We start from the raw sequence: 20,494 nt of genomic DNA, 5'->3' as shown, positions 1-20,494 counted from the left end.
GCATCTAGATCTTCAGACTTCAGTGGATCCAGAATATCGGTATCGAAGATAAACGCTAGCCAAACTTGGGCATTATTTTTCAGGGCGTGATGAAGCGCTGTATTGTCATAGAGACGCAAGTCGCGACGGAGCCAAACGAGAGCTTTTTTCATAGCCCCTATATTAGGGCCAAATAGGCCGACTCGCTTGGCATGCGAGTAATATGCTGCCTACTAATAGATTGCTAATTTATAGACACTTTATTTTTTGTTTTTTCTAAAATTGTGCAGTTTTGCATTGAGCCCCTGAACTGGGTCATTGTTTTTGTCGTCCTCAGCTTGTTATTTTTGAGCCTTAGAAAACCCCATTTGTGCAAACAATTTTTGCTTTTAGCTCTGGCAGACTTGTTACTAGTTGGGTGGTTACCAACTTCAGAGGTCTTTTTAAGGACTCTTGAGGATAGCGTTCCTAAGGTTCAGCTTACACAGATGCCCGAGGCGGAGTTTGCTGGAATCATTATTTTGGGTGGCGCCATTGAGGGTGGTGAGATTGCAGTAGACCGTGGTGAGGTATCCATTTACTCCTCAGCTGAGCGTGTTACCAAAGCCTTTGAGCTCATTCGCAAGTACCCAGATCTACCCTACATTTTTAGTGGCTTCTCCGGGCGTCTTTCTCCCAAGGGGATCTCTGAAGCGGATGCCTTCAAGCAGTTGGTGGCGGAGCAGGGCTTGCCAGACAAAAATGCCCATTATGAAAATCAGTCCCGCAATACCTATGAAAATGTCGTGTTGATGAAGCCCATGATCTTGGAGTTAGAGGCTAAGAGCGCCAAAGAAGCTGATGCACCCCCAAAACCTTGGCTACTAATCACCTCGGCATCACACATGTATCGATCGATAAAGATTTTCCAAAAACAAGGAATTGAGGTAATCCCAGTCTCCGTGGACTACCAAACCGGCAATCAGCTTCGCTGGGGTAAGTTTGATCTGGAGGATGGTGTGCAAAACTGGAATAAGGTGATGCATGAAGGGGTTGGTCTTCTTGCCTACTGGATCACCGGAAAGATCTAGCCAGGACAGAGAATTCGGTAAAATAAACCCACATGAACACGGCTAAAAAAGCCCCTGTGGGTCAAGCTACAACACCCACCCAGACCTCCCAAGCTGTTGCTGGGTCCTCAATTGCTTATTCTGCTGATCATCTGGCAAACCAATTCCTCATTGCCATGCCTGGGATGGTCGATCCCAATTTTGCGGGTTCAGTCATCTATCTTTTTGAACATACCGAGCAGGGCGCAATGGGCTTGGTAATCAATCGCCCGACTGAGTTGGATATGGGCGCCTTATTTGAAAAAATTGAGGTCAAGCTGGAGGCTGAGCCAGTATCTGAACAACCGGTCTATTTTGGTGGTCCAGTGCAAATCGAACGTGGTTTTGTTTTGCATGAGCCCTCTACAGAAATAGCTTACAGCTCCTCTTTGGCGGTTCCAGGCGGTTTGACCATGACGACATCAAAAGATGTGCTTGAGGCTGTCGCAATAGGTTCTGGGCCTAGTAAATTCTTAATGACCTTGGGTTATGCGGGTTGGAGTGCGGGTCAGCTTGAGGAGGAGATTAGCCTCAATGGCTGGATCAATGTTCCTTTATCCCAAAAGGAAATGATTGAGATTATTTTTAATACGCCCTCTAGCCAGCGCTATGAGCGGACGATGGGTCTTTTGGGGTTTAATCCCTCCCATCTATCTGGCGAGGCAGGGCATGCCTGAGAACTTGAAGAAGGGCCCAGAGTTTACTGTGATGGCTTTTGACTTCGGGACGCGGCGTATTGGTGTTGCTGTGGGTAATACCCTCACTTGCCTAGGACAGCCAATTAAAACTATTACAGAGTCATCTAGTGATGCTGCATTCAGAGTCATTGAGGGGCTTTTAAAGGAGTGGCAGCCCAATCGCCTAGTAGTCGGCCTTCCTTGCCACCCTGACGGTACGGAGCATGAAATGAGCGCCAAGGCTCGTCGCTTTGGCGATCAACTACAGGGGCGCTTTCATTTGCCGGTGGAATGGGTGGATGAGCGTTATTCCTCGGCCGTTTTAGAGGGGGATCCCGATATGCGAGACAATTTGGATGCGCAGTCTGCGGCCTTAATTTTGGAGCAGTATTTTGTTGAGAAGAATTGGATTAGTTGAGATGAATGCAGAGCAGTCCTACCTGAAATTACTAGAGACTTTGAGTCAGCGCAAGAAGGCTGGCGATGCATTTGAGTTGGCTGGTCTTGCAATGGGCGGCGCGTGGATTACGGAGCGTTTAGCCGCAGATTTAAATCTTCCTCACTTTGGCGTTATTAATGTGGCGTTTCATCGGGATGACTATGCTGAGAAAGGTATGACAGCGCTGCGAACTGCTAGTACCATGTCTACCCATCTTCCTTTTGAGGTCAATGGTGCAAACGTGATTTTGATCGATGATGTATTGCTGACTGGCCGTACAGTTCGTGCAGCACTCAATGAGTTATTTGATTTTGGTAGACCTGCGCAAGTGGAGTTGATGGTCTTGGCTGATCGTGAGAATCGTGAGTTGCCGATCTCAGCGGATTTTGTAGGGGAGGCAGTGAATGTTCCCAATAATCAAATATTGGTTTTAGAGAAAAATGATGCTGGCAAGTTCAGCTTCCAATTAGAGGAGCGTGCAGCATGAGCGGAATGAACGACTTAGTAAACGCCCCGGTAAATCAATTCAATGCCGCTGGTGAGTTAACTCACTTGCTCACTTTGGAAGGTTTGCCAAAAGAGCAAATCCTTCACATACTCGATACCGCACAACAGTTTGTCAGCGTGACCAATCCTGCACGAGAGGTAAAAAAAGTTCCATTACTTCGCGGCAAGAGTGTTTTCAATTTGTTCTTTGAAAATTCCACCCGCACTCGCACTACTTTTGAGATTGCTGCTAAACGCTTATCGGCCGATGTCATTAATTTAGATATCTCTACTTCCTCAACAGCTAAAGGTGAAAGTCTTTTAGATACGATTGATAACTTAGTGGCTATGCAGGCGGATATCTTTGTGGTGCGTCATAGCGTTTCCAGAGCACCTATTGAGATTGCTCAGCATATTCCCGCACACGTTCACATAGTCAATGCTGGCGATGGTAGCCATCAGCATCCTACCCAAGGCTTGTTGGATATGTACACAATGCGCCACTTCAAGAAAGACTTTAGCGGTTTGAAAGTGGCGATTGTGGGCGATATTGTGCATAGCCGAGTTGCTAAATCGAATATTTGTGCTTTAAGAACCCTAGGTTGTACAGATATTCGTGCGATTGGACCCGAGAGTCTTTTGCCAAGTGATCTAGATATGCTGGGAGTGAAGGTATTTCACAGCATGGAAGAAGGGTTAAAAGGTGTTGACGTTGTCATGACCTTGCGTATTCAGAAAGAACGCATGGAAGCAGGTCAGGTTCCAGAGGGCGATGCTTTCTTTAGACAGTATGGTTTAACGCCTACACGCTTAGCCTTAGCTAAACCGGATGCTATCGTGATGCACCCTGGTCCCATGAACCGTGGTGTGGAAATTGATTCAGCGGTAGCGGATGGTCCTCAGTCAGTTATTCTGAATCAGGTCACCTTTGGTATTGCGGTGCGCATGGCTGTGATGTCAATCGTTGCCGGCAACTAGATAGATCGGATATTGTTCTTGAGCACTCAAAGTACCGTGCAGCTACCAGCAATAACTGACAAGAAACGCTGGTTGATCTTGACGCATGCATTTAATATGGATGGGCGTGCTGCAAGCTTAACTATTACGGATAAGATTCCTTATCTACTGGAGGCTGGCGTCGAGCCAATTGTATTTAGTGCAATTACCGGACTCAAAGATCAACGTTTCCCACACTATCAGTTCATTGCTTGGGGCCCATCAGGTTTCCGTTTCGATTTTCGACACTGGGTAGCCAACAAGTATGGTCGAGGCTTGATTTATAAAGTAACGACTAGAACAGTTTCATTATTGCTTTCACCTTTGATTGCAATTGAGAAGTTATTGCTTGGTTACTCAAGTCAATGGTCATGGTCCCTACCGGCTTTTATCCGCGGCTGGCTCCTAATTAAATCTGGCAAGGTTGATGTGGTTTTCTCAGTGGGGAGCGCATGGTCTGCGCATCTCGCTGGAGTTTGGCTAAAAAAAGCGACTGGCATAGAGTTGATCTCTGAAGTGCATGATCCTTTGGTGATCCGTAAGAGTCCAGAAGATCAAGGCTTTGATGCGCCTAAAAACCGCGATGCGCGTTTTCGGCATTATTTAGAAAATCAACTTACTCGATTTTCCGACAAGGTCTGGTGGTTTACCGATGGTGCTTTGCATTATGCAAAGGTGCGCAATGCAAATCTGAATACCCCTAATAATGCACATGGTTTTGTAGTGACCCCGGGCGCAAAGCCGCCTGGAAGTTTGGATGTCAATCAGTCACACCAATATACAGGGCAACTCAATTTATGTCATTTTGGCTCTTTGGCAAATGACCGCTCACTTTCTACGATTCTCAAGGCCTTGGCGCCTTTACTAAAAAAATACCCAGAAGCCCGAGAACAAATTCGTGTTCATGCTTATGGCGCCCCCTTGGATCCACTCTCAATAGATGCAATCAAGCAATTGGGTTTTGAGGATGTCTTACTGGCACATGGTCGTTTAGAGCGAGATCCCACTACTGGCAAATCCGGTCGCGAGCGAGTCGTTGAAAAAATGCAAGCTGCTGACGTCTTGATCTTGTTACATGGTAATGATGAATGGTGTGCAGAATATATACCGTCTAAGTTTTATGATTACCTATGGACAGGACGTCCGATCTGGGGCATCACCCATCGGAATCCACAGTTAGACCAAATGCTTTTGGATAGGGGTGCTTACCTCAGCCCACAACTTGACCCAGAAGCAATTGAATTTACTTTGGAGAAAATTTGGCTGGATTGGAAGGGTAGGCAATTAATTGAGCCTACATGGAAGCCGATTGGAGTGGACCAAGCGGTAAATACCATTCTGACTCAAGTACAAAATAGATCAAAATAAAGAACGGAAATTCATTGAAAGACTTTGTCCTTTATTGCAAATCGTACTCACGAGATTTTCTCCGCCTTAAGCAGCTTCTGGATTCGGTGAAGCTGCATAACCTCGATCAAATCCCCTTCTATATTTCTACTCCGACTTCTGAGAAGGCGTTGCTAGAAGAAGTGCTTGGCAAAGATTCATATCAATGGGTAGCAGATGAGGAAATTGTTGCCGCTAATTCTGGGGTTAGCTTTGAGCAATATCAAGCCATGCCTGGAGGGCTATCTCAGCAAATCATCAAAGCAGAGTTTTGGCGCCTGGGTATAGCTGAAAACTATCTCTGCTTAGATTCGGATAGCAAATTCATTCGTGATTTCAGGCAATCTGACTTTGTTCGCAATGACAATGTTCCTTATACCGTGCTTCATCAGAATAAAGAGCTATTTCAAATCGCTAGCAATCGCGGGCATCATAAGGTAGAGCGCGACCTTAAGGTCGAGGCGGAGCGCGTACAAAAGTTATTTGGTCGAGTTGGCCCCCATTTTTATTGCGCCCCAGCCCCTTTTAATTGGTCTGCAAAAGTTTGGCAATCCCTAGATCAGGAGTATTTGCAGCCTAAAGATATCAGTATTTGGGATCTCATTACTCTAGAACATCCAGAGTCTTTGATATATGGGGAGGCGCTCATGAAATATCATGCCATTCCCTTAATTGCTGTAGAGCCCTTATTTAGAACCTATCACTATGACTGGCAGTATTTTTTAATGAGGCGCTTGGGTGAAACCGAGGCTAAATTAGCGCAAAATTATTTTGGAGTAATTTATCAGTCTGCTTGGGATATTGATGGCCATCTTGGCTCCAGTAATAAATCATTGCCTTCCCGTTTGTTAAGGCGTATCAAGCGCTTTGGTCGATATTTACAGAGCTACGTGTGATGACGAGAACACCGCTAGTCAGTGTGCTGATGCCGGCATTTAATGCAGAGCGGCATATTGCTCAAGCGATTGAGAGTATTTTGGAGCAGACTTATCCTCATTTTGAGTTGCTCATTCTCAACGATGGTTCTACAGATCAGACTCAGCAGGTCATAGAGCAATTTGATGATGAACGGATTATAAAAACGCATCTAGTTCAGAATCAAGGTCTAGTAAATGCTCGAAACCAATTGGTTGCGGCAGCTCGGGGTGAGTACATTGCTTTTTTGGATGCTGACGATATTGCTTTCCCTAACCGCCTGCAGTTGCAAGTTGCCTTTTTGGAATCATGCAAAGCAGATATTTGTGGCGGATCCCATTATTCGCTTTATGAGAGTAGCGGCAGGATGAAGTCATCAAAGCAGCGTTACTCGGACTCAGATATCCGCGCCTTAATTACCGTTTGCAGCCCTTTGTGTAATCCTGCTGTTATGGGTAGAGCGGAGGCGTTTAAGAGGCATCCTTATCGGATTGGCAAGGACTATGCGGAAGATTACTCGCTTTGGTCAGAGCTGGCTTTGGCGGGATATCGCTTTGCTAATCTTCATGACAATTTAATTACCTACCGAATTCACGCTAAGCAAACGAGTCAAGTTCAGAACTCTGAGACAAATCGGATTTTTAATGTCAGCAGAAGAGCTTACTTAGTCGGCCTGGGTATGGACGATGAACTTTTCCCTAGGCCAATGGCATTAAGTAAAAGACTGAAGCAGGCCATCCCTTTTATGTTGCAATTGAATCAGAAGATTCCTGGTGTTTCTGTGCTGGCAAATTATGAGATTTATGCGCGCTTTCAGTTTCGCCGTAACGGCTTGTTAACTCCGTTGACTAGGCTTGAGCGGCTTTTAGTTTCGGCTCTAGCTTCTCTTCGTGGCCGTTTCTAAGCGCTTAGATTCTTTGCCAGCGGGATGGGAGCAGGTCATCCCAATTCATAGTGAGGTCATTGGTCCATCGGCTCGGACAAATTACCGTGTTATTTGAATCTTTTGCCAGCCAGGCTGCCCACCAGCTCAGAGAGCTATTGGCAATTAAATGACTTTGGCAATGTGTCATCAACTCCAATTCTTGAATAACTGCATCGCTGCCTTCAAGAGACTGAATAAAGGTTGCCCTGTCTTGATGGGGTAGATTAGCTTTAACCCAATCTAAGTCATCTGAAAATACAAAAAATTGGGTCTCTGGATTCTTGTTCAGAAGCAGCTGCATTCCTTGCTGGTAATAGTCCAGCCCAAGAAAGCCATGTACCTTTGCTGCACTCGCAAGATGGACATAGTCACCACGACGTACATGAACCATGGCAGCGTTACTAGCTTGAATTTGATTTAGATATTTTTGGTAATGAGTACTTAGGGGAGTTTTGGGGCTCACTTCGGTTTGCAGTATTTTTTTGATCGACTCAAAATAACGATAAGACTGCCAATATCCTATGAGGTAGAGACTTTGAGATTTGAAAGTAGGCGCTTTGAGTAAGTTGGGATCAAAACGATAAGGCTTTTGCTCTAAATAAACGTAGGGGTTAATGGGCCATAACTTCTGAAGAATGCGCTGAATACGCTTAGGTCTTTTTGGTGGCGTATCAAGTGAGATGACGGCCCCCTTAGTATTTAAAGCGGAGAGCAGTAGTTTTCTAGGGGTAACATCATCATAGGTCTTGGTAAACCAACTTTGATCAAGCAGCAGTGGGGTTTGGTGTTGATGTGCTAAGGCTCTGGCAGTAGCATACTGAAACAGTTGATTGCCGAGGCCGCCTTGGAGCTGTGCGATGATGTTCATAATTCTATAATTAGACCATCAGATGGGCTCAACTGGGAGTCCTGTTGCCTAAAACCACTTTCTTTGTATTTCAAGCTGAATATGACTCTTATCCATTTGTTGCAGCTTGCTAAGAAACGCAAAGTTAAGCTACAGCGCTCATTTGAAAAGCATCAATTTAATTGGCTTTTCAATTCTGCAACGGTTCAAAAGCATGATGCAATTTTGGCCGAAGCTGAGCGTGCATTAGCTAACCGAGATATTCATGAAAATATTGAGGCTTGCTTAAATTCTCCTGATCTCTTGGTGCAGCAGGGCGCGAGATTAAAACTTAATTTAGAGATATCTTTTAAAGACTGCATGGCTGGTGTTAGTGAAGAGCGTGTTTTGATACAAATACCCGACGCACGATTTTCGCCAGCAGGATATTCGCTCTTCTCTAATTTGATGGAGAGCTTAAATTACATTGGCATTCCAGCGCAGGCATTGGGGTGGTATGATGATAGTCAGCAGGCTTTAGAGAGCTTTAAACCAACCGTTTTGCTATCTAGCGATAATCATGAGTACTTACGCAGAATCGATTGGGATGTGATAGCAAAGTACAAGTCAGTGCATCGTTTGCGTGTTGGCTTGAGCGCTGCATTAGAGGAGTATGAAAGCACTCCTTTATTGCCACGCTTGGCTTGGGCAAAAGCCCATCACATTGACTTTTTCTATAGCTATCGAGATGAGGATTACGTCAAGAGCCGAAAGGAATACGCGCCTTTTTTTGATGCGGGCTACCAAATTCTCTATATTCCTTTTGGTGCCAATACATTGCACTATTTTCCGGTTGCAGGATTTGAACGCGATCTGAACTATGTTTTGATGGCCTCGCGCAAACGTGAACACATTGCGTATTTAAAAAATATTGCACGTCAGTACTCTGGATTTCTTGATGGCCCCGGCTGGAAGCAGGTGAAGCATTTTCAATTTAATCGAGAGCGGGATCGCTATATTTATGCGCGCGCTAAGGTGGGTCTAAATGTACACCTACCAGAACAAATTGATTGGGCTTGTGAATTAAATGAGCGTACATATCAATTGGCAGCATGTGGCGTTCCACAATTGATTGACCACCCCATGCTCCTCAACAAGATTTTTGGAGAAAATTCCTTTTTTATTGCTGAGTCACCCACCCAGTACGATCAATTGTTTAACGAGTTGATGCGTAATCCTTCCTTGGGGGTTGAAAAAGCTCTTTATGCGCAGCGTGAGGTATTTGCTTCCCACACCACCCTTCATCGCGCTAAGTCCTTAATAGATCAGTTAAAATTATTAGAATAATTTTGCGTATCCCTATTTAGTAACGGGTTCTTAAGTATTTGAGTAATAAGGTAAAAAATGATTTTAGTAACTGGCGGGGCCGGTTTTATTGGTGGTAATTTCGTGCTTGACTGGTTAAAAGTGCCAGGTAATGAGGGTGTTATTAACCTGGATAAGCTGACCTATGCGGGTAACTTAGCCACTCTAGAATCTCTGAAAGACGATCCTCGTCACGTTTTCATACATGGAGATATTGGCGATAAAGAGTTGGTTGCCCGATTGCTTAAAGAGCATCAGCCTCGCGCTATTGTAAATTTTGCTGCAGAGAGTCATGTGGATCGATCGATTCATGGGCCTGCTGAGTTTGTCACCACCAATATAGTAGGTACTTTTAATTTACTCGAATGTGCTCGTGAATATTGGAATGGCTTGAGTGAATCTGCAAAGCAAGCTTTCCGTTTTCACCATGTCTCAACTGATGAGGTATATGGTTCACTCTCTTTAACTGATCCAGCATTTACAGAAACTAATCCCTATGAGCCTAATAGCCCATATTCAGCTTCTAAAGCCGCCTCTGATCATTTGGTGCGCGCCTGGTTCCATACCTATGGCTTCCCGGTGGTGACCACCAATTGCTCCAATAACTATGGCCCGTATCACTTCCCAGAAAAGCTGATTCCATTAGTAATTCTGAATGCACTTAACGGTAAGCCCTTGCCAATTTATGGTGATGGTCAGCAAATTCGTGATTGGCTGTATGTTGGCGATCATTGTTCAGCCATTCGTGATGTATTAGCAAAAGGTAAATTAGGTGAGACCTACAACATTGGTGGAATGAAAAGGCCAATATCGATGTAGTTAAAACCATCTGCTCTATCTTGGATGAGTTAAAGCCACGTGCTGACGGCAAGTCTTATGTAGAGCAAATTACTTACGTAAAAGACCGCCCTGGCCACGATCGTCGTTATGCTATTGATGCGAGTAAGGTTGAGCGTGAGTTGGGTTGGCGACCTGCTGAGACTTTTGATACCGGTATTCGCAAGACGGTGCAATGGTATTTAGATAACCCAGTTTGGATTGAAGGTGTAGTGAGCGGCTCTTACCGTGACTGGCTTTCTAAGCAGTACAACTAAAGATTTAATGAAGATTCTCGTATTCGGCAAGGATGGCCAATTAGGAAAAGCCTTTAGAGAGGAGTTAGAAGTACGTACATCGTCTCTACTTGCCAAGCCGCTCATTCAGTATGTTGGACGCTCTGAATGCGATCTTACCAATACAGTTGCTCTTGAGCAATTGCTCAATCAATTTCAGCCTCAGTTGATTATTAATGCTTCAGCTTACACGGCTGTTGATAAAGCAGAGGTGGAGTCTGATTTAGCTTTTGCAATTAATGCTCGAGCACCCGAGATTATGGCGCAATATGCTGCAGATCATAGCGCTACTTTTCTGCACTACTCAACAGATTATGTCTTTGATGGTGAGAAATACGGCTATTACCTAGAGGATGATCTACGGAATCCATTGGGTGTTTACGGTAAAAGTAAGGCTGCAGGTGAAGAGGGAATAGCCCGAGTTTTTGATACTGTTGGAGGCGATGGCCAATATGCGATTTTCAGAACCAGTTGGGTATATGGCGATGGTGGAAATTTTATTCGGACCATTTTGCGTTTAGCCAAAGAGCGTGAAGAGCTGAAGATTATTGATGACCAGTATGGTGTTCCAACCAGTGCTGCATGGTTGGCGCAAGTGAGTCTAAATTTAGTGGCAGATGAAGGGCTGAATATCAAAGAATTTCCTTCTGGCATTTATCATGCTGTTCCCGCTGGAGAAACTACATGGCATGGTTTAGCAACCTTGGTGGTGCAGTCAGCATTTGAAGCTGGGGTGACCATGAAAGCGGCGCGGGATGCAATCAAGCCCATTCCCTCGGTTGAATACCCTTTACCTGCTCCTAGGCCCATGAATTCAAGGATGTCGACAGATAAGCTGCGTAAGGTATTTGAGGCTCGAGGCGATATGTCAAAATTGCAGCAATTGAATCATTCATGGAGCGAGTCTGTAAAGACTTACATTTCCAATTTGGCAAAAGATGGGCTTATCTAGAAAGAGCGCTATGGCAGGGACTCAAACCAATCGTAAGGGAATTATTTTGGCGGGCGGATCTGGTACGCGCCTATATCCCGTTACTCAAGCAGTTTCCAAGCAGTTAATGCCCGTCTATGACAAGCCGATGGTCTACTATCCATTGACTACTTTGATGCTTGCAGGCATTCGAGATATTTTGTTGATTTCTACACCGCATGACACGCCACGTTTTGCAGAGTTGCTGGGAGATGGCTCTCAATGGGGCCTAAACATTGAGTATTGCGTTCAACCCTCACCAGATGGCTTGGCGCAAGCATTTACTCTTGGCAAAAACTTCGTAGGCAATAATCCCAGCGCTTTGGTGCTTGGGGATAATATTTTTTATGGCCATGAATTAGTTGATCAACTTGATAGCGCTAATGATCGCACTAGTGGTGCAACCGTATTTGCTTATCATGTGAATGATCCAGAGCGATATGGTGTGGTGGAGTTTGATAAGGATTACAAAGCACTCTCGATTGAAGAAAAGCCGCTTAAGCCAAGAAGTAGTTATGCGGTTACAGGACTATATTTTTATGACAATCAAGTCTGCGATATCGCCTCTTCAATCAAGCCGAGTGCTCGTGGCGAGCTGGAGATTACTGATGTTAATCGCGTTTACCTCGAAAAGAATGAGCTCAATGTAGAAATCATGGGCCGTGGTTTTGCATGGCTTGATACTGGAACGCATGATTCTTTGTTGGATGCAGCAGGCTTTATTGCGACACTACAAAAGCGCCAAGGCCTCATGGTGGCCTGCCCTGAAGAGATTGCTTACCGCCAGAGCTGGATTAGCGCTGAGACAGTGCAAAAAGTTGCAACTCAACTCAGCAAAAACAGTTACGGCCAATACTTGAGCAAAATATTAAATGAGCTCAATACCTCAGCCCAACCAGTTGCTTTATCTCATAAAAAAGCAGTTGGGTGAGCCCCAACCAGTTGCTTTATCTCATAAAAAAGCAGTTGGGTGAGCGCCAAGATGATTACACCTTCTAAGCTTCAGGTAACGCCTACATCCATTCATGATGTGCTTGTGATTGAGCCCAAGGTATTTGGTGATGAGCGTGGTTGGTTTACCGAGTCTTTTAATGCCCAAGACTTTGCAGCGGCTACTGGCTTGAATGTGGAATTTGTGCAAGATAACCATTCATTTTCTCGCCAATGGACTTTGCGTGGCTTGCATTATCAATTGGATCAGACTCAGGGAAAGTTAGTGCGGGTGGTTGCTGGTAGCGTTTTTGACGTTGCTGTAGACCTTCGTAAAGATTCACCAACCTATGGCAAGTGGGCTGGCGTTGAGTTAAGCGCTGAAAATCATAAGCAACTATGGATACCAGCTGGATTTGCGCATGGATTTTTAGTCCTCTCAGAAACAGCAGAATTTCTTTACAAAACGACTGATTACTATCACCCGCAAAGCGAAGCTTGTTTGGCTTGGAATGACCCAACTGTCGGTATTCAGTGGCCCTTGCCTTCAGGGATTGCGCCCAATATGAACGCCAAGGATGCAGCCGGTTTATCTTGGGATGCGGTGCCTAAGTTTTAACTCGATTTAGCTTGGTTTTCAAAAGATAAGATAATGCTCGCATGAGCACTTCCCCCAAAATCCTGCTGGTAAAACTATCCTCTCTTGGGGATGTCTTGCATAACTTGCCGATTGTTTGGGATTTGCGCGCACGCTTACCGGATGCTCAAATTGATTGGGTGGTGGAAGAAGGGTATGTCCACTTACTTGAGCCCTTACTGTCGCGTGATGGTTTCAATGGGATTAATCGCATCATTCCTTTTGGTTTACGCCGCTGGAAGAAGAACCTGTTTAAGTTGGCAACGTGGAAAGAGTTTTTTGCATTTAGAAAAACACTACAGTCCACCACTTATGACGTATTGATCGAAACCCAGGGATTGCTTAAATCCGCTATCGTATGCTCTTTGGCTAAAAAGAGCTGTGGAGCTGTCATTGCAGGCCTTGCCAATTCAACCGAGTTCTCAGGTTACGAGCCTTTGGCTAGAGCTTTCTATAACCAGTCGGTACAGGTTCCTATTCAGTGTCATGCAGTCGATCGTTCACGATGGGTCACTTGTTCAGCATTGGATTGGCCTTTGATAGAGCGCGATGATGCACCACAGTTTTATCCACCAGAATGGGTTTCTAGTATTTCAAAGAGATCCGTTGATGGGCTTCATACGCCTTATATTTTGTGCTTCCATTCGACAGCTCGAGAGGCTAAGCGTTGGTCTAATGACAATTGGATTACGCTAGGTAAAGATTTATCTGGTCGAGGATATCAAGTGGTTTTCCCTTGGGGTGGCCCTTCTGAAAAAGCGATTAGTGAATTACTCGCATCACAGATTCCAAATGCACTGGTCCCCCCAGCTTTTTCGATTGAGGATGCTTTTTCGATAATTGCTGGCGCTGCTCTAACGGTGGGAGTGGATACTGGCCTAACGCATCTGGCGGCAGTTCTCGGTAAGCCTACAGTCGAAATCTACTGCGACTCACCACGCTGGAAGACTGAGGGGTATTGGTCGAAGCGAATTTGTAATGTGGGTGATATTCAAAAACCACCAAGTGTTCAAGAAGTTCTTGAAGCTTCTCTTAAGCTGCTTCAGCCTTAGCGCAGTAAGGTGTTGATGGAGATCAGATCTTCATCTGATAGTGCTGCTGCATGTGCTTTTAATTTAATGGCATTGAGAATGGTGTTGTAGCGAGCTTGCTGAAGTTGTGAGCGCGTGGTAATTACGGTATCCAAGGCAATTAACACATCAATATTAATTAAGGTTCCCACTTGAAAGCCTAGCTTGCTAGAGTCCAGTGCAGAAGTGGAGGAGCGTTCAGCTGCTTCAAATGCTTTAACGCTGGCTAAACCACCATAAAAACCGGTAAAAGCGGCCCGCGTATTTTGCGCAGCAGTCCGGCGGTAGTTATCGTAGTTTGCTTTGGCTGCATCTAACAGGGCTGCATTTTGTCGAATCAAGGAGCTGTTATATCCACCAGAAACCAGGGGAATGCTCATTTGTAAGGCAATGGTGTTGTTATAAATATTCGTTTGCGCTGGCGTCAAACTATTGGCTGTTCCATTAGAGGTGTTATAGCCTGCAGTACCTACAAAATTGACTGAAGGGTAGTTCAGTGCTTGCGAAGCCTTAAAGGTGCTCTCTGCCAGATTTACTGACAGTTGACCTGCTAAGACATTGAAGTTTGCAGTTTCTGCTTGATGAATCCAATCCTCTAAAGTTTGCCCTTTGGGAAGTATGGGGTTCACACTTTCAGCAATCGGAATGCCATTACTGTCTTTATTTTTAGGGCGCGGGTCTTTTAAAACGCCATCGATTTTGGCTTCCTTGGTTAAAGGTTTTAGTGGTCCAACAGGGCGCCCAACCAATTGCTCAAGCACCCCGCGTTTGACAATTAAATCGGCTTGCGCCGCAATTTCTTGGGACTTTGCTAAATCAAGAGCGGCTTGAGCAGTGTTGATATCCACGACTGTTGCAAGGCCTGCATCAAATTTTGCTTGAGCAATGTCGAGTTGTTGGGTAATCAAGCTTTTTTTATTACGATATAGCTCAACATTATCTTGGCTGGTCAGTGCATCAAAGTAGGCCTGTGAAACGCGAATAATTAAATCTTGTTGGGCTGAATAAAATTGCATATCTGCAATTTTGGTATTTAAATCCCCTTGTTTAAATGCCTCGAAGGCCGCAATATTAAATACCGGCTGTGTCAGGGTGACTGTGTAGTTTTTCTGGTCATATACCCTGGGTGCAGTATTGACGCCGGGAGGGGAATTTCCGCCCGCATGTTGATAGTAGCGGGTAGCACCAGGTACTGCATTAGCTTGAGGCAGCAAGAGAGAAAGACCTTGCCAGTACAACTCTTTGCTTGCTTGGTAGTTAAAGCGAGCCGCATTTAAAACGGGATCACTAAAAGCGGCCTCTTGGTAGAGGCGAATGAGATCGGTTGCCTCCTCGGTATTCGCCACATTGCTTCCAGCAACATTCGACGGAGCCAGATTAGTGGGGATAGCTGGTTTGGGCGCCAATACCATCTGTGGCGGCATTTCTAGACCAGTCAAAGATTGTGCGCCTATGGGGCTCGGTAAGGAGGGTTTAGACCCATTTGCACTTTGCGCTAGAGAATTGGATGACAGTGCGCCAAAACCAAATACCTGGCTCAGGATCAAGCTTAGGGTGCTGATTTTGAGGGCGTTAAAACCGGGTTTTGTCATCTCATTTAGATAGATTTTCTGTGCCATGAAGTTTAAGGCTTATTTGTACAAAGTGCCTTTATTGACCCTCATTTTGCCAAATCGTCAGCAAGGCCTCATCTATCTATAAAATTAGGGTTATGGATCTTATTTTGCTAGGCAAGGCAGTATTACTAGGGGTAGTGGAGGGCTTAACGGAGTTTTTGCCGATCTCCAGTACGGGGCATCTCATCTTAGTGGGCGACTTACTCGACTTTAATGACGAGCGAGGTAAAGCATTTGAGGTGATTATTCAGTTTGGCGCTATTTTGGCGGTTTGCTGGGAGTTTCGGGAAAAGCTTTGGAAGGTGGCATCTACCATCAAGACTAGCCCCACCTCCCGTCGCTTTGTCATCAATCTGATTATTGCGTCCATCCCGGCAATGGGCTTGGCATTGATCTTTGGCAAGCATATTAAAGCCCTCTTATTTTCTCCCATCCCAGTCGCAAGTGCCTTTATCGTAGGCGGACTCATTATTTTTTGGGCAGAACGTAGACAGCAAAAAGTGAGCACTGCGAAAAGTCGTTTTCAGACGGTGGATGATCTTGCGCCCATGGATGCATTAAAGGTCGGGCTGGCACAATGCGCTGCATTGATACCGGGTACGTCACGTTCTGGAGCAACGATTATTGGGGGTATGTTATTTGGTTTACCCCGAGCCGTTGCCACCGAATTTTCTTTCTTCCTAGCGATTCCGGTCATTGGTGGCGCCACTGCCTATGAGTTACTGAAGCTCTGGAAAAATCCGGTAGCCCTTTCTGGTGATTTCACTTGGGCAATTGTGGTTGGATTTATCTCTGCATTTATCTCCGCATTTATTTGCGTGCGTTGGCTTATTCATTATGTCGCTGGGCATAACTTCATTCCATTTGCTTGGTATCGTATTGTTTTTGGAGTATTAGTCTTGCTCAGCTCATATAGTGGCTTAGTAGCTTGGTCTCAATAGGATTAATGGATACATCATGGACGCATCAATAGACGCAATAACGAATAATATTCAGCTGGCCTTAGCCCCCGTATTCTTGTTAACTGCTGTAGCTACGCTGATTAATGCGATTTCAGCGCGTTTAGCGCGTTCAGTGGATCGAATGCGGGCAATCCAGCAAAAAATTCAAGAAGGCGTTATTCAAGATCAAGCCGTTTTAAGTCACATGAAAAAAGAGGCTAATGAAGCAAAGATACGTGGGCGTCTCTGTACTGCGGCAATTTTCTTTGATGTCTTAAGTGGTGTATTCATTTCTTTAACAGTGCTTGAGCTATTTTTCTTTCAAGCAGGAGCGGTTCGCTCTTTGCAGGCGACCTATGTCATTTGGACCTTTGTACTTGGATTAATTTCTTTTATGACTTCACTCTCGATTGTCTTGGGCGAAGTGGTCTTTGCTTATCGCTCTGCTGGCTGGAATACACCCTTTCCTAAATAAAATAAGAATTTCTATCTCGTGACATTTCCAAAAACTGATCGTATTCGCTCTTTTGTTTTAAGGGCGGGTCGAACCACTGCTGGTCAACAGCGGGCGATTGATGAACTGGGCCCACAGTTTTTAGTCCAATTTCAAGATAAGGTGCTTTGCCTAAAAGACACTTTCGGAGGATCTACCAATCCTAAGATCCTAGAAATCGGCTTTGGTATGGGTGAGACTACTGCCAAAATTGCTGCTTTGCGTTCTGAGGATGATTTCTTGGCAATTGAGGTTCACCCTCCCGGAGTGGGTGCTTTACTGAAATTGATTGGTGAAAATAATCTAACGAATTTACGTTTGATTCGACACGATGCCGTTGAAGTGTTGGAAAAAATGATTGCGCCCAATTCTTTAGATGGCATTCATATTTATTTTGCAGATCCTTGGCATAAGAAGCGCCACCATAAACGTCGTTTGATTCAGGTGGAGTTCGTGAAATTATTGATCTCTCGCTTAAAGCCTGGAGCCTATTTGCATCTTGCGACCGATTGGCACAACTACGCAGAGCAAATGCTCTTAGTTTTAAACGCAGAGTCTGGTCTAGAAAATACCTCTACTGAGCAAATGCGTATTGAAACTTTTTCAGCAGCTGATGTTGCTAGTGAAGCTGAGCTTGCTAAAGAGTCCTTTAAAGAATTCAAGCCCACTCTTGAGCAGTTGCATGCCAAGCATCCTGGGTACGTCGAGAGACCTGCTTACAGACCAACCACCAAGTTCGAAACCCGCGGCATTAAGTTAGGGCATGGGGTGTGGGACTTGGTCTATAAGAAAAAATAAAGTAGCGATGATGTCAAAAATAAAGCCGCTCTTTTATGTTAAATGGGCGGCTTTATTAGTTTCTGATTTTGACTTACAGACCAAGACAAATATATTTAAGCTCTAGATATTCATCCATACCATAGGCGCTACCTTCACGTCCTAAGCCTGATTGCTTCACTCCACCAAATGGCCCCACCTCATTGGAGATGATTCCAGAGTTGACACCCACAATGCCGTACTCAAGCGCTTCAGCAGATTTCCAGATGCGACCAATATCTCGGCTGTAGAAGTAGGAAGCTAATCCAAATTGACTATTGTTCGCTAATCTTATTGCCTCCTCATCGCTTTCAAATGGAATGATTGGGGCAACTGGCCCAAATGTCTCTTCATAGGTAATGAGCATGTCATTAGTGACATTGGACAAAATGGTTGGCTCATAAAAAGTGCCACCTAAAGGAGAAGGCTTGCCACCGGCAACGAGTTTTGCACCTTTGCTGATGGCATCGGCTACATGCTTCTCGACTTTCTCCAATGCAGCCTTCTCAATCAGCGGCCCTTGTGTATTTCCAGGCTCCATGCCATTACCAACCTTAATCGCTTGAATCGCTTTTGCAAACTTTTCGACAAACTCATCCTGTACATTCTTATGCACATAGAAGCGATTTGCACAAACGCAGGTTTGACCAGAGTTGCGATATTTGGATGCCATTGCACCTGTAACCGCTGCATCAATATCAGCATCTTCAAAAACAATAAAGGGAGCATGACCGCCAAGCTCAAGACCTAATTTCTTAACTGTAGGAGCGCATTGCGCCATTAGGATTCGTCCAACTTCGGTGGAGCCTGTGAATGATAGGTGGCTTACAGTAGGTGATGCGCAGAGTGTTTTACCAATCGCAATCGATTGATTGGCATCTGCAGTAAGAATATTAATGACACCTGCTGGGACGCCAGCGCGCTGAGCAAGCTCTGCCAGTGCTAGCGCACTAAGTGGTGTGAGCTCAGCTGGCTTGATCACAATGGTGCAACCTGCTGCCATTGCTGGTGCAATCTTGCGGGTAATCATAGCGATAGGGAAATTCCATGGTGTGATGGCAACGCACACCCCAATCGGCTGCTTCATCACGATCATGCGCTTATCGCTCCAGGTAGTGCTTGGAATCGATCCGGCAACGCGTTTGGCCTCTTCAGCAAACCACTCTACAAAAGAGGCGCCGTAAACAACTTCACCCGTTGCTTCAGTGAGTGGTTTGCCTTGCTCTAGAGTCATGAGAGTAGCCAGGTCTTGTGTGTTCTCAATAATCAGATCAAACCATTTGCGCATCACATTCGCACGCTCTTTCCCAGTTTTGCTCTTCCAGCTTAGAAAGGCATGCTCTGCAGCTTCAATTGCACGCTCAGCATCGCTTGGCTCAAGATTGCTGACATCTGCAATCAGTTCTCCAGTGGCGGGATTGTGAACTGCAAAAGTGTTGCCTGAATGTGTTTTAAACCAGGCGCCATTCATGAATGCCTCTTCTTTAAATAGGCTGGGATCTTTGAGTAATTTGCGGATATCCGTTTTTTGCATGGTCGCGTCTCTTTGATGAAAAGGTATTTTTATTTTATCCCTCAGTGTAGTTTGGATTAACCCCTAGAGTTATGGACAAAATAAAACCCCTGGACCTTTTAGAGGCTCAGGGGTCGAGCGTTGGGGGTGCCTGGATCTAGCTTGCTTGCACCTCAGTGATACGCAATTGTTGGGCTAGGAGATCTAACACGCCATTGACGTATTTATGACCATCAGTACCGCCAAATGTTTTGGCTAATTCGACAGCTTCATTTATGGCCACTTTATAGGGAACGGCCAAATCCATAGCCAGCTCATAGGTGCCGATTAGAAGGGCAGCATGCTCTACAGGAGACAACTCATTGATAGGGCGATCGAGGGCTGGAGTAATAATGCCCTCGAGTTCATCGGTACGCTCTAGCACCCCAGCAAAAATCCCCTGAAACAAATCATGTTGGCAGCGGCGAAAGCCAGGATCTTCAGCCAACTGCTTAGCAATCGCTGCAGCATTCGGAAGGCTACCAGCGCGGCGCATGACCAGGCTTTGATAAATGCCTTGCAGGGCATATTCACGGGCACGACGTCGTGGTGTGAGTGAGCGCTTTGGTGCGCTTGGTGCGCTGGGAGCACCAGCTGCCGCCTGTGGGCTGGGAACATTTTTATTCATCTTGGGAATTACTCTTCTGAAGGATTGATTTCAAAATCAATATCGGGAGTAAGGGCTAAAGCGAGGTTAGCCATTTCAATAACCGCTCTTGCGCAGTCTGCGCCCTTTACTTGAACGCGTACCTGAGCTTGCTCATCCGTCTCACAGGTGAGAACACCATTAGCGATTGGTAAGCCAGACTCCAGGCAAACGCGGGTAATGCCAGCACCAGATTCATTTGACACGAGTTCAAAGTGATAAGTCTCACCGCGGATGATGGCACCCAGTGCAACCAAGCCATCAAACTCGCCTGTCTCAGCTAGCTTTTGTAGTGCGAAGGGAATTTCAAGTGCGCCTGGAACAGTAACTAATTTGATATCAGCTTGCGATACGCCCAGTTTGATCAATTCTTCAATACAAGCGGTAGTTAAGGCAATGCAATGCTCTTCATTGAAGCGCGCTTGTACGATACCTACACGAAGATCTTGCCCATTCAGGTCGGTAGCGAGTACGCCTACTGCAGATTCGTCATTGGATGTATTCATCATGTTTCCTGAAATTACTTATTTTTAGATTCAAATGGGGTGTAACCGGTTACTTCAAGCTTGTATCCGGAAAGACTAGGCACTGGACTAGGGTTGGCGAGCAAACGCATTTTGCCGACGCCT

Annotated in this window: 22 protein-coding genes and 1 pseudogene; 17 read left to right on the top strand and 6 right to left on the bottom strand. The window is 45.3% G+C overall.

The genetic code is table 11. The features are described from left to right. On the bottom strand, positions 1-152 hold a 152-nt coding region (locus B7Y67_RS07415), incomplete at its 3' end, for a deoxyribodipyrimidine photo-lyase (protein ID WP_293598092.1). Positions 153-347: 195 nt separating this feature from the next. Here B7Y67_RS07415 and B7Y67_RS07410 point away from each other — a divergent pair. The 8 genes from B7Y67_RS07410 to B7Y67_RS07375 all read left to right on the top strand — a co-directional run bounded on the left by B7Y67_RS07410 (position 348) and on the right by B7Y67_RS07375 (position 6,870). Further along, positions 348-1,049 carry a YdcF family protein gene (locus tag B7Y67_RS07410; protein ID WP_293598089.1) on the top strand — a complete coding sequence of 234 codons (702 nt, stop codon included), beginning with the start codon at positions 348-350 and terminating at the stop codon, positions 1,047-1,049. 110 nt (positions 1,050-1,159) lie between these two features. Then, on the top strand, positions 1,160-1,744 hold the full coding sequence (locus B7Y67_RS07405; protein ID WP_293598091.1) for a YqgE/AlgH family protein: 585 nt from the start codon (positions 1,160-1,162) through the stop codon (positions 1,742-1,744). Next, entirely contained in the window at positions 1,737-2,162 is a 426-nt protein-coding gene (gene ruvX / locus B7Y67_RS07400; RefSeq protein WP_293598088.1) for a Holliday junction resolvase RuvX, read from the top strand. The genes B7Y67_RS07405 and ruvX overlap by 8 nt, the downstream gene beginning before the upstream one ends. Before the next feature lies 1 nt (position 2,163). Beyond that, a complete protein-coding gene (gene pyrR / locus B7Y67_RS07395; protein ID WP_293598087.1) occupies positions 2,164-2,670 on the top strand; it encodes a bifunctional pyr operon transcriptional regulator/uracil phosphoribosyltransferase PyrR in 507 nt (168 codons plus the stop codon). Positions 2,671-2,675: 5 nt separating this feature from the next. Beyond that, positions 2,676-3,647 (top strand): aspartate carbamoyltransferase catalytic subunit, encoded by a 972-nt coding sequence (locus B7Y67_RS07390; RefSeq protein ID WP_293598090.1) that lies wholly within the window; start codon positions 2,676-2,678, stop codon positions 3,645-3,647. 18 nt (positions 3,648-3,665) lie between these two features. Next, positions 3,666-5,033: a hypothetical protein gene (locus tag B7Y67_RS07385; RefSeq protein ID WP_293598086.1), complete on the top strand. Its 1,368-nt coding sequence runs from the start codon at positions 3,666-3,668 to the stop codon at positions 5,031-5,033. A gap of 14 nt (positions 5,034-5,047) precedes the next feature. Next, a complete protein-coding gene (locus B7Y67_RS07380; RefSeq protein WP_293598085.1) occupies positions 5,048-5,947 on the top strand; it encodes a DUF6492 family protein in 900 nt (299 codons plus the stop codon). After that, positions 5,947-6,870, top strand: a complete 924-nt coding sequence (locus tag B7Y67_RS07375) for a glycosyltransferase family 2 protein (RefSeq protein WP_293598084.1) — start codon at positions 5,947-5,949, stop codon at positions 6,868-6,870. The genes B7Y67_RS07380 and B7Y67_RS07375 overlap by 1 nt, the downstream gene beginning before the upstream one ends. A 4-nt stretch (positions 6,871-6,874) precedes the next feature. Here B7Y67_RS07375 and B7Y67_RS07370 read toward each other — a convergent pair whose 3' ends face one another. Further along, entirely contained in the window at positions 6,875-7,759 is an 885-nt protein-coding gene (locus tag B7Y67_RS07370; protein WP_293598083.1) for an alpha-1,2-fucosyltransferase, read from the bottom strand. 81 nt (positions 7,760-7,840) lie between these two features. On the opposite strand from B7Y67_RS07370, the gene B7Y67_RS07365 reads away from it, so the two are divergent. The 6 genes and pseudogenes from B7Y67_RS07365 to waaC all read left to right on the top strand — a co-directional run bounded on the left by B7Y67_RS07365 (position 7,841) and on the right by waaC (position 13,783). Next, positions 7,841-9,064, top strand: coding sequence for a glycosyltransferase (locus B7Y67_RS07365; RefSeq protein ID WP_293598082.1), 1,224 nt, complete (start codon positions 7,841-7,843; stop codon positions 9,062-9,064). 57 nt (positions 9,065-9,121) lie between these two features. After that, positions 9,122-10,176: pseudogene (gene rfbB, locus B7Y67_RS07360) on the top strand (dTDP-glucose 4,6-dehydratase). 7 nt (positions 10,177-10,183) lie between these two features. Further along, entirely contained in the window at positions 10,184-11,146 is a 963-nt protein-coding gene (gene rfbD / locus B7Y67_RS07355) for a dTDP-4-dehydrorhamnose reductase (protein WP_293598081.1), read from the top strand. A gap of 10 nt (positions 11,147-11,156) precedes the next feature. Then, on the top strand, positions 11,157-12,095 hold the full coding sequence (rfbA, locus tag B7Y67_RS07350) for a glucose-1-phosphate thymidylyltransferase RfbA (RefSeq protein WP_293598080.1): 939 nt from the start codon (positions 11,157-11,159) through the stop codon (positions 12,093-12,095). A gap of 51 nt (positions 12,096-12,146) precedes the next feature. Continuing rightward, positions 12,147-12,713 (top strand): dTDP-4-dehydrorhamnose 3,5-epimerase, encoded by a 567-nt coding sequence (gene rfbC / locus B7Y67_RS07345; protein WP_293598079.1) that lies wholly within the window; start codon positions 12,147-12,149, stop codon positions 12,711-12,713. 41 nt (positions 12,714-12,754) lie between these two features. Beyond that, on the top strand, positions 12,755-13,783 hold the full coding sequence (gene waaC, locus B7Y67_RS07340) for a lipopolysaccharide heptosyltransferase I (protein ID WP_293598078.1): 1,029 nt from the start codon (positions 12,755-12,757) through the stop codon (positions 13,781-13,783). On the opposite strand, the gene B7Y67_RS07335 is transcribed toward waaC, so the two are convergent. After that, on the bottom strand, positions 13,780-15,393 hold the full coding sequence (locus tag B7Y67_RS07335; protein WP_293598077.1) for a TolC family protein: 1,614 nt from the start codon (positions 15,391-15,393) through the stop codon (positions 13,780-13,782). The two genes, waaC and B7Y67_RS07335, sit on opposite strands and share 4 nt — an antisense overlap. Before the next feature lie 119 nt (positions 15,394-15,512). Here B7Y67_RS07335 and B7Y67_RS07330 point away from each other — a divergent pair, with 119 nt between their 5' ends. The 3 genes from B7Y67_RS07330 to trmB are packed head-to-tail and all read left to right on the top strand — an operon-like array spanning position 15,513 to position 17,649. After that, positions 15,513-16,358: an undecaprenyl-diphosphate phosphatase gene (locus tag B7Y67_RS07330; RefSeq protein ID WP_293598076.1), complete on the top strand. Its 846-nt coding sequence runs from the start codon at positions 15,513-15,515 to the stop codon at positions 16,356-16,358. A gap of 16 nt (positions 16,359-16,374) precedes the next feature. Beyond that, positions 16,375-16,833 carry a DUF2721 domain-containing protein gene (locus B7Y67_RS07325; protein WP_293598075.1) on the top strand — a complete coding sequence of 153 codons (459 nt, stop codon included), beginning with the start codon at positions 16,375-16,377 and terminating at the stop codon, positions 16,831-16,833. Between the two features lie 18 nt (positions 16,834-16,851). After that, the gene (trmB, locus tag B7Y67_RS07320) at positions 16,852-17,649 is read left to right on the top strand and encodes a tRNA (guanosine(46)-N7)-methyltransferase TrmB (RefSeq protein ID WP_293598074.1); all 798 of its coding nucleotides are present in this window, start codon (positions 16,852-16,854) and stop codon (positions 17,647-17,649) included. A 73-nt stretch (positions 17,650-17,722) separates the two neighbouring features. Here the strand turns inward: trmB and B7Y67_RS07315 are convergent, their stop codons facing one another. The 3 genes from B7Y67_RS07315 to ribH all read right to left on the bottom strand — a co-directional run bounded on the left by B7Y67_RS07315 (position 17,723) and on the right by ribH (position 20,374). After that, on the bottom strand, positions 17,723-19,201 hold the full coding sequence (locus tag B7Y67_RS07315; protein WP_293598073.1) for an NAD-dependent succinate-semialdehyde dehydrogenase: 1,479 nt from the start codon (positions 19,199-19,201) through the stop codon (positions 17,723-17,725). A gap of 136 nt (positions 19,202-19,337) precedes the next feature. Next, positions 19,338-19,847, bottom strand: a complete 510-nt coding sequence (nusB, locus tag B7Y67_RS07310) for a transcription antitermination factor NusB (protein WP_293598072.1) — start codon at positions 19,845-19,847, stop codon at positions 19,338-19,340. A gap of 8 nt (positions 19,848-19,855) precedes the next feature. Then, the gene (gene ribH / locus B7Y67_RS07305; protein ID WP_293598071.1) at positions 19,856-20,374 is read right to left on the bottom strand and encodes a 6,7-dimethyl-8-ribityllumazine synthase; all 519 of its coding nucleotides are present in this window, start codon (positions 20,372-20,374) and stop codon (positions 19,856-19,858) included. Positions 20,375-20,494: the final 120 nt, after the last annotated feature.

The organism is Polynucleobacter sp. 35-46-11 (assembly GCF_002281105.1).
This window is presented reverse-complemented; position numbering and strand designations above follow the sequence as displayed.

What these genes read in the sequence shown, in the direction of transcription:
- ruvX (WP_293598088.1), top strand. Translation starts at nt 1,737, where the DNA reads ATGCCTGAGAACTTGAAGAAGGGCCCAGAGTTTACTGTGATGGCTTTT.
- pyrR (WP_293598087.1), top strand. Translation starts at nt 2,164, where the DNA reads ATGAATGCAGAGCAGTCCTACCTGAAATTACTAGAGACTTTGAGTCAG.
- B7Y67_RS07390 (WP_293598090.1), top strand. Translation starts at nt 2,676, where the DNA reads ATGAACGACTTAGTAAACGCCCCGGTAAATCAATTCAATGCCGCTGGT.
- B7Y67_RS07375 (WP_293598084.1), top strand. Translation starts at nt 5,947, where the DNA reads ATGACGAGAACACCGCTAGTCAGTGTGCTGATGCCGGCATTTAATGCA.
- B7Y67_RS07370 (WP_293598083.1), bottom strand. Translation starts at nt 7,759, where the DNA reads ATGAACATCATCGCACAGCTCCAAGGCGGCCTCGGCAATCAACTGTTT.
- B7Y67_RS07365 (WP_293598082.1), top strand. Translation starts at nt 7,841, where the DNA reads ATGACTCTTATCCATTTGTTGCAGCTTGCTAAGAAACGCAAAGTTAAG.
- rfbD (WP_293598081.1), top strand. Translation starts at nt 10,184, where the DNA reads ATGAAGATTCTCGTATTCGGCAAGGATGGCCAATTAGGAAAAGCCTTT.
- rfbA (WP_293598080.1), top strand. Translation starts at nt 11,157, where the DNA reads ATGGCAGGGACTCAAACCAATCGTAAGGGAATTATTTTGGCGGGCGGA.
- rfbC (WP_293598079.1), top strand. Translation starts at nt 12,147, where the DNA reads ATGATTACACCTTCTAAGCTTCAGGTAACGCCTACATCCATTCATGAT.
- waaC (WP_293598078.1), top strand. Translation starts at nt 12,755, where the DNA reads ATGAGCACTTCCCCCAAAATCCTGCTGGTAAAACTATCCTCTCTTGGG.
- B7Y67_RS07335 (WP_293598077.1), bottom strand. Translation starts at nt 15,393, where the DNA reads ATGACAAAACCCGGTTTTAACGCCCTCAAAATCAGCACCCTAAGCTTG.
- B7Y67_RS07330 (WP_293598076.1), top strand. Translation starts at nt 15,513, where the DNA reads ATGGATCTTATTTTGCTAGGCAAGGCAGTATTACTAGGGGTAGTGGAG.
- B7Y67_RS07325 (WP_293598075.1), top strand. Translation starts at nt 16,375, where the DNA reads ATGGACGCATCAATAGACGCAATAACGAATAATATTCAGCTGGCCTTA.
- B7Y67_RS07315 (WP_293598073.1), bottom strand. Translation starts at nt 19,201, where the DNA reads ATGCAAAAAACGGATATCCGCAAATTACTCAAAGATCCCAGCCTATTT.
- nusB (WP_293598072.1), bottom strand. Translation starts at nt 19,847, where the DNA reads ATGAATAAAAATGTTCCCAGCCCACAGGCGGCAGCTGGTGCTCCCAGC.
- ribH (WP_293598071.1), bottom strand. Translation starts at nt 20,374, where the DNA reads ATGATGAATACATCCAATGACGAATCTGCAGTAGGCGTACTCGCTACC.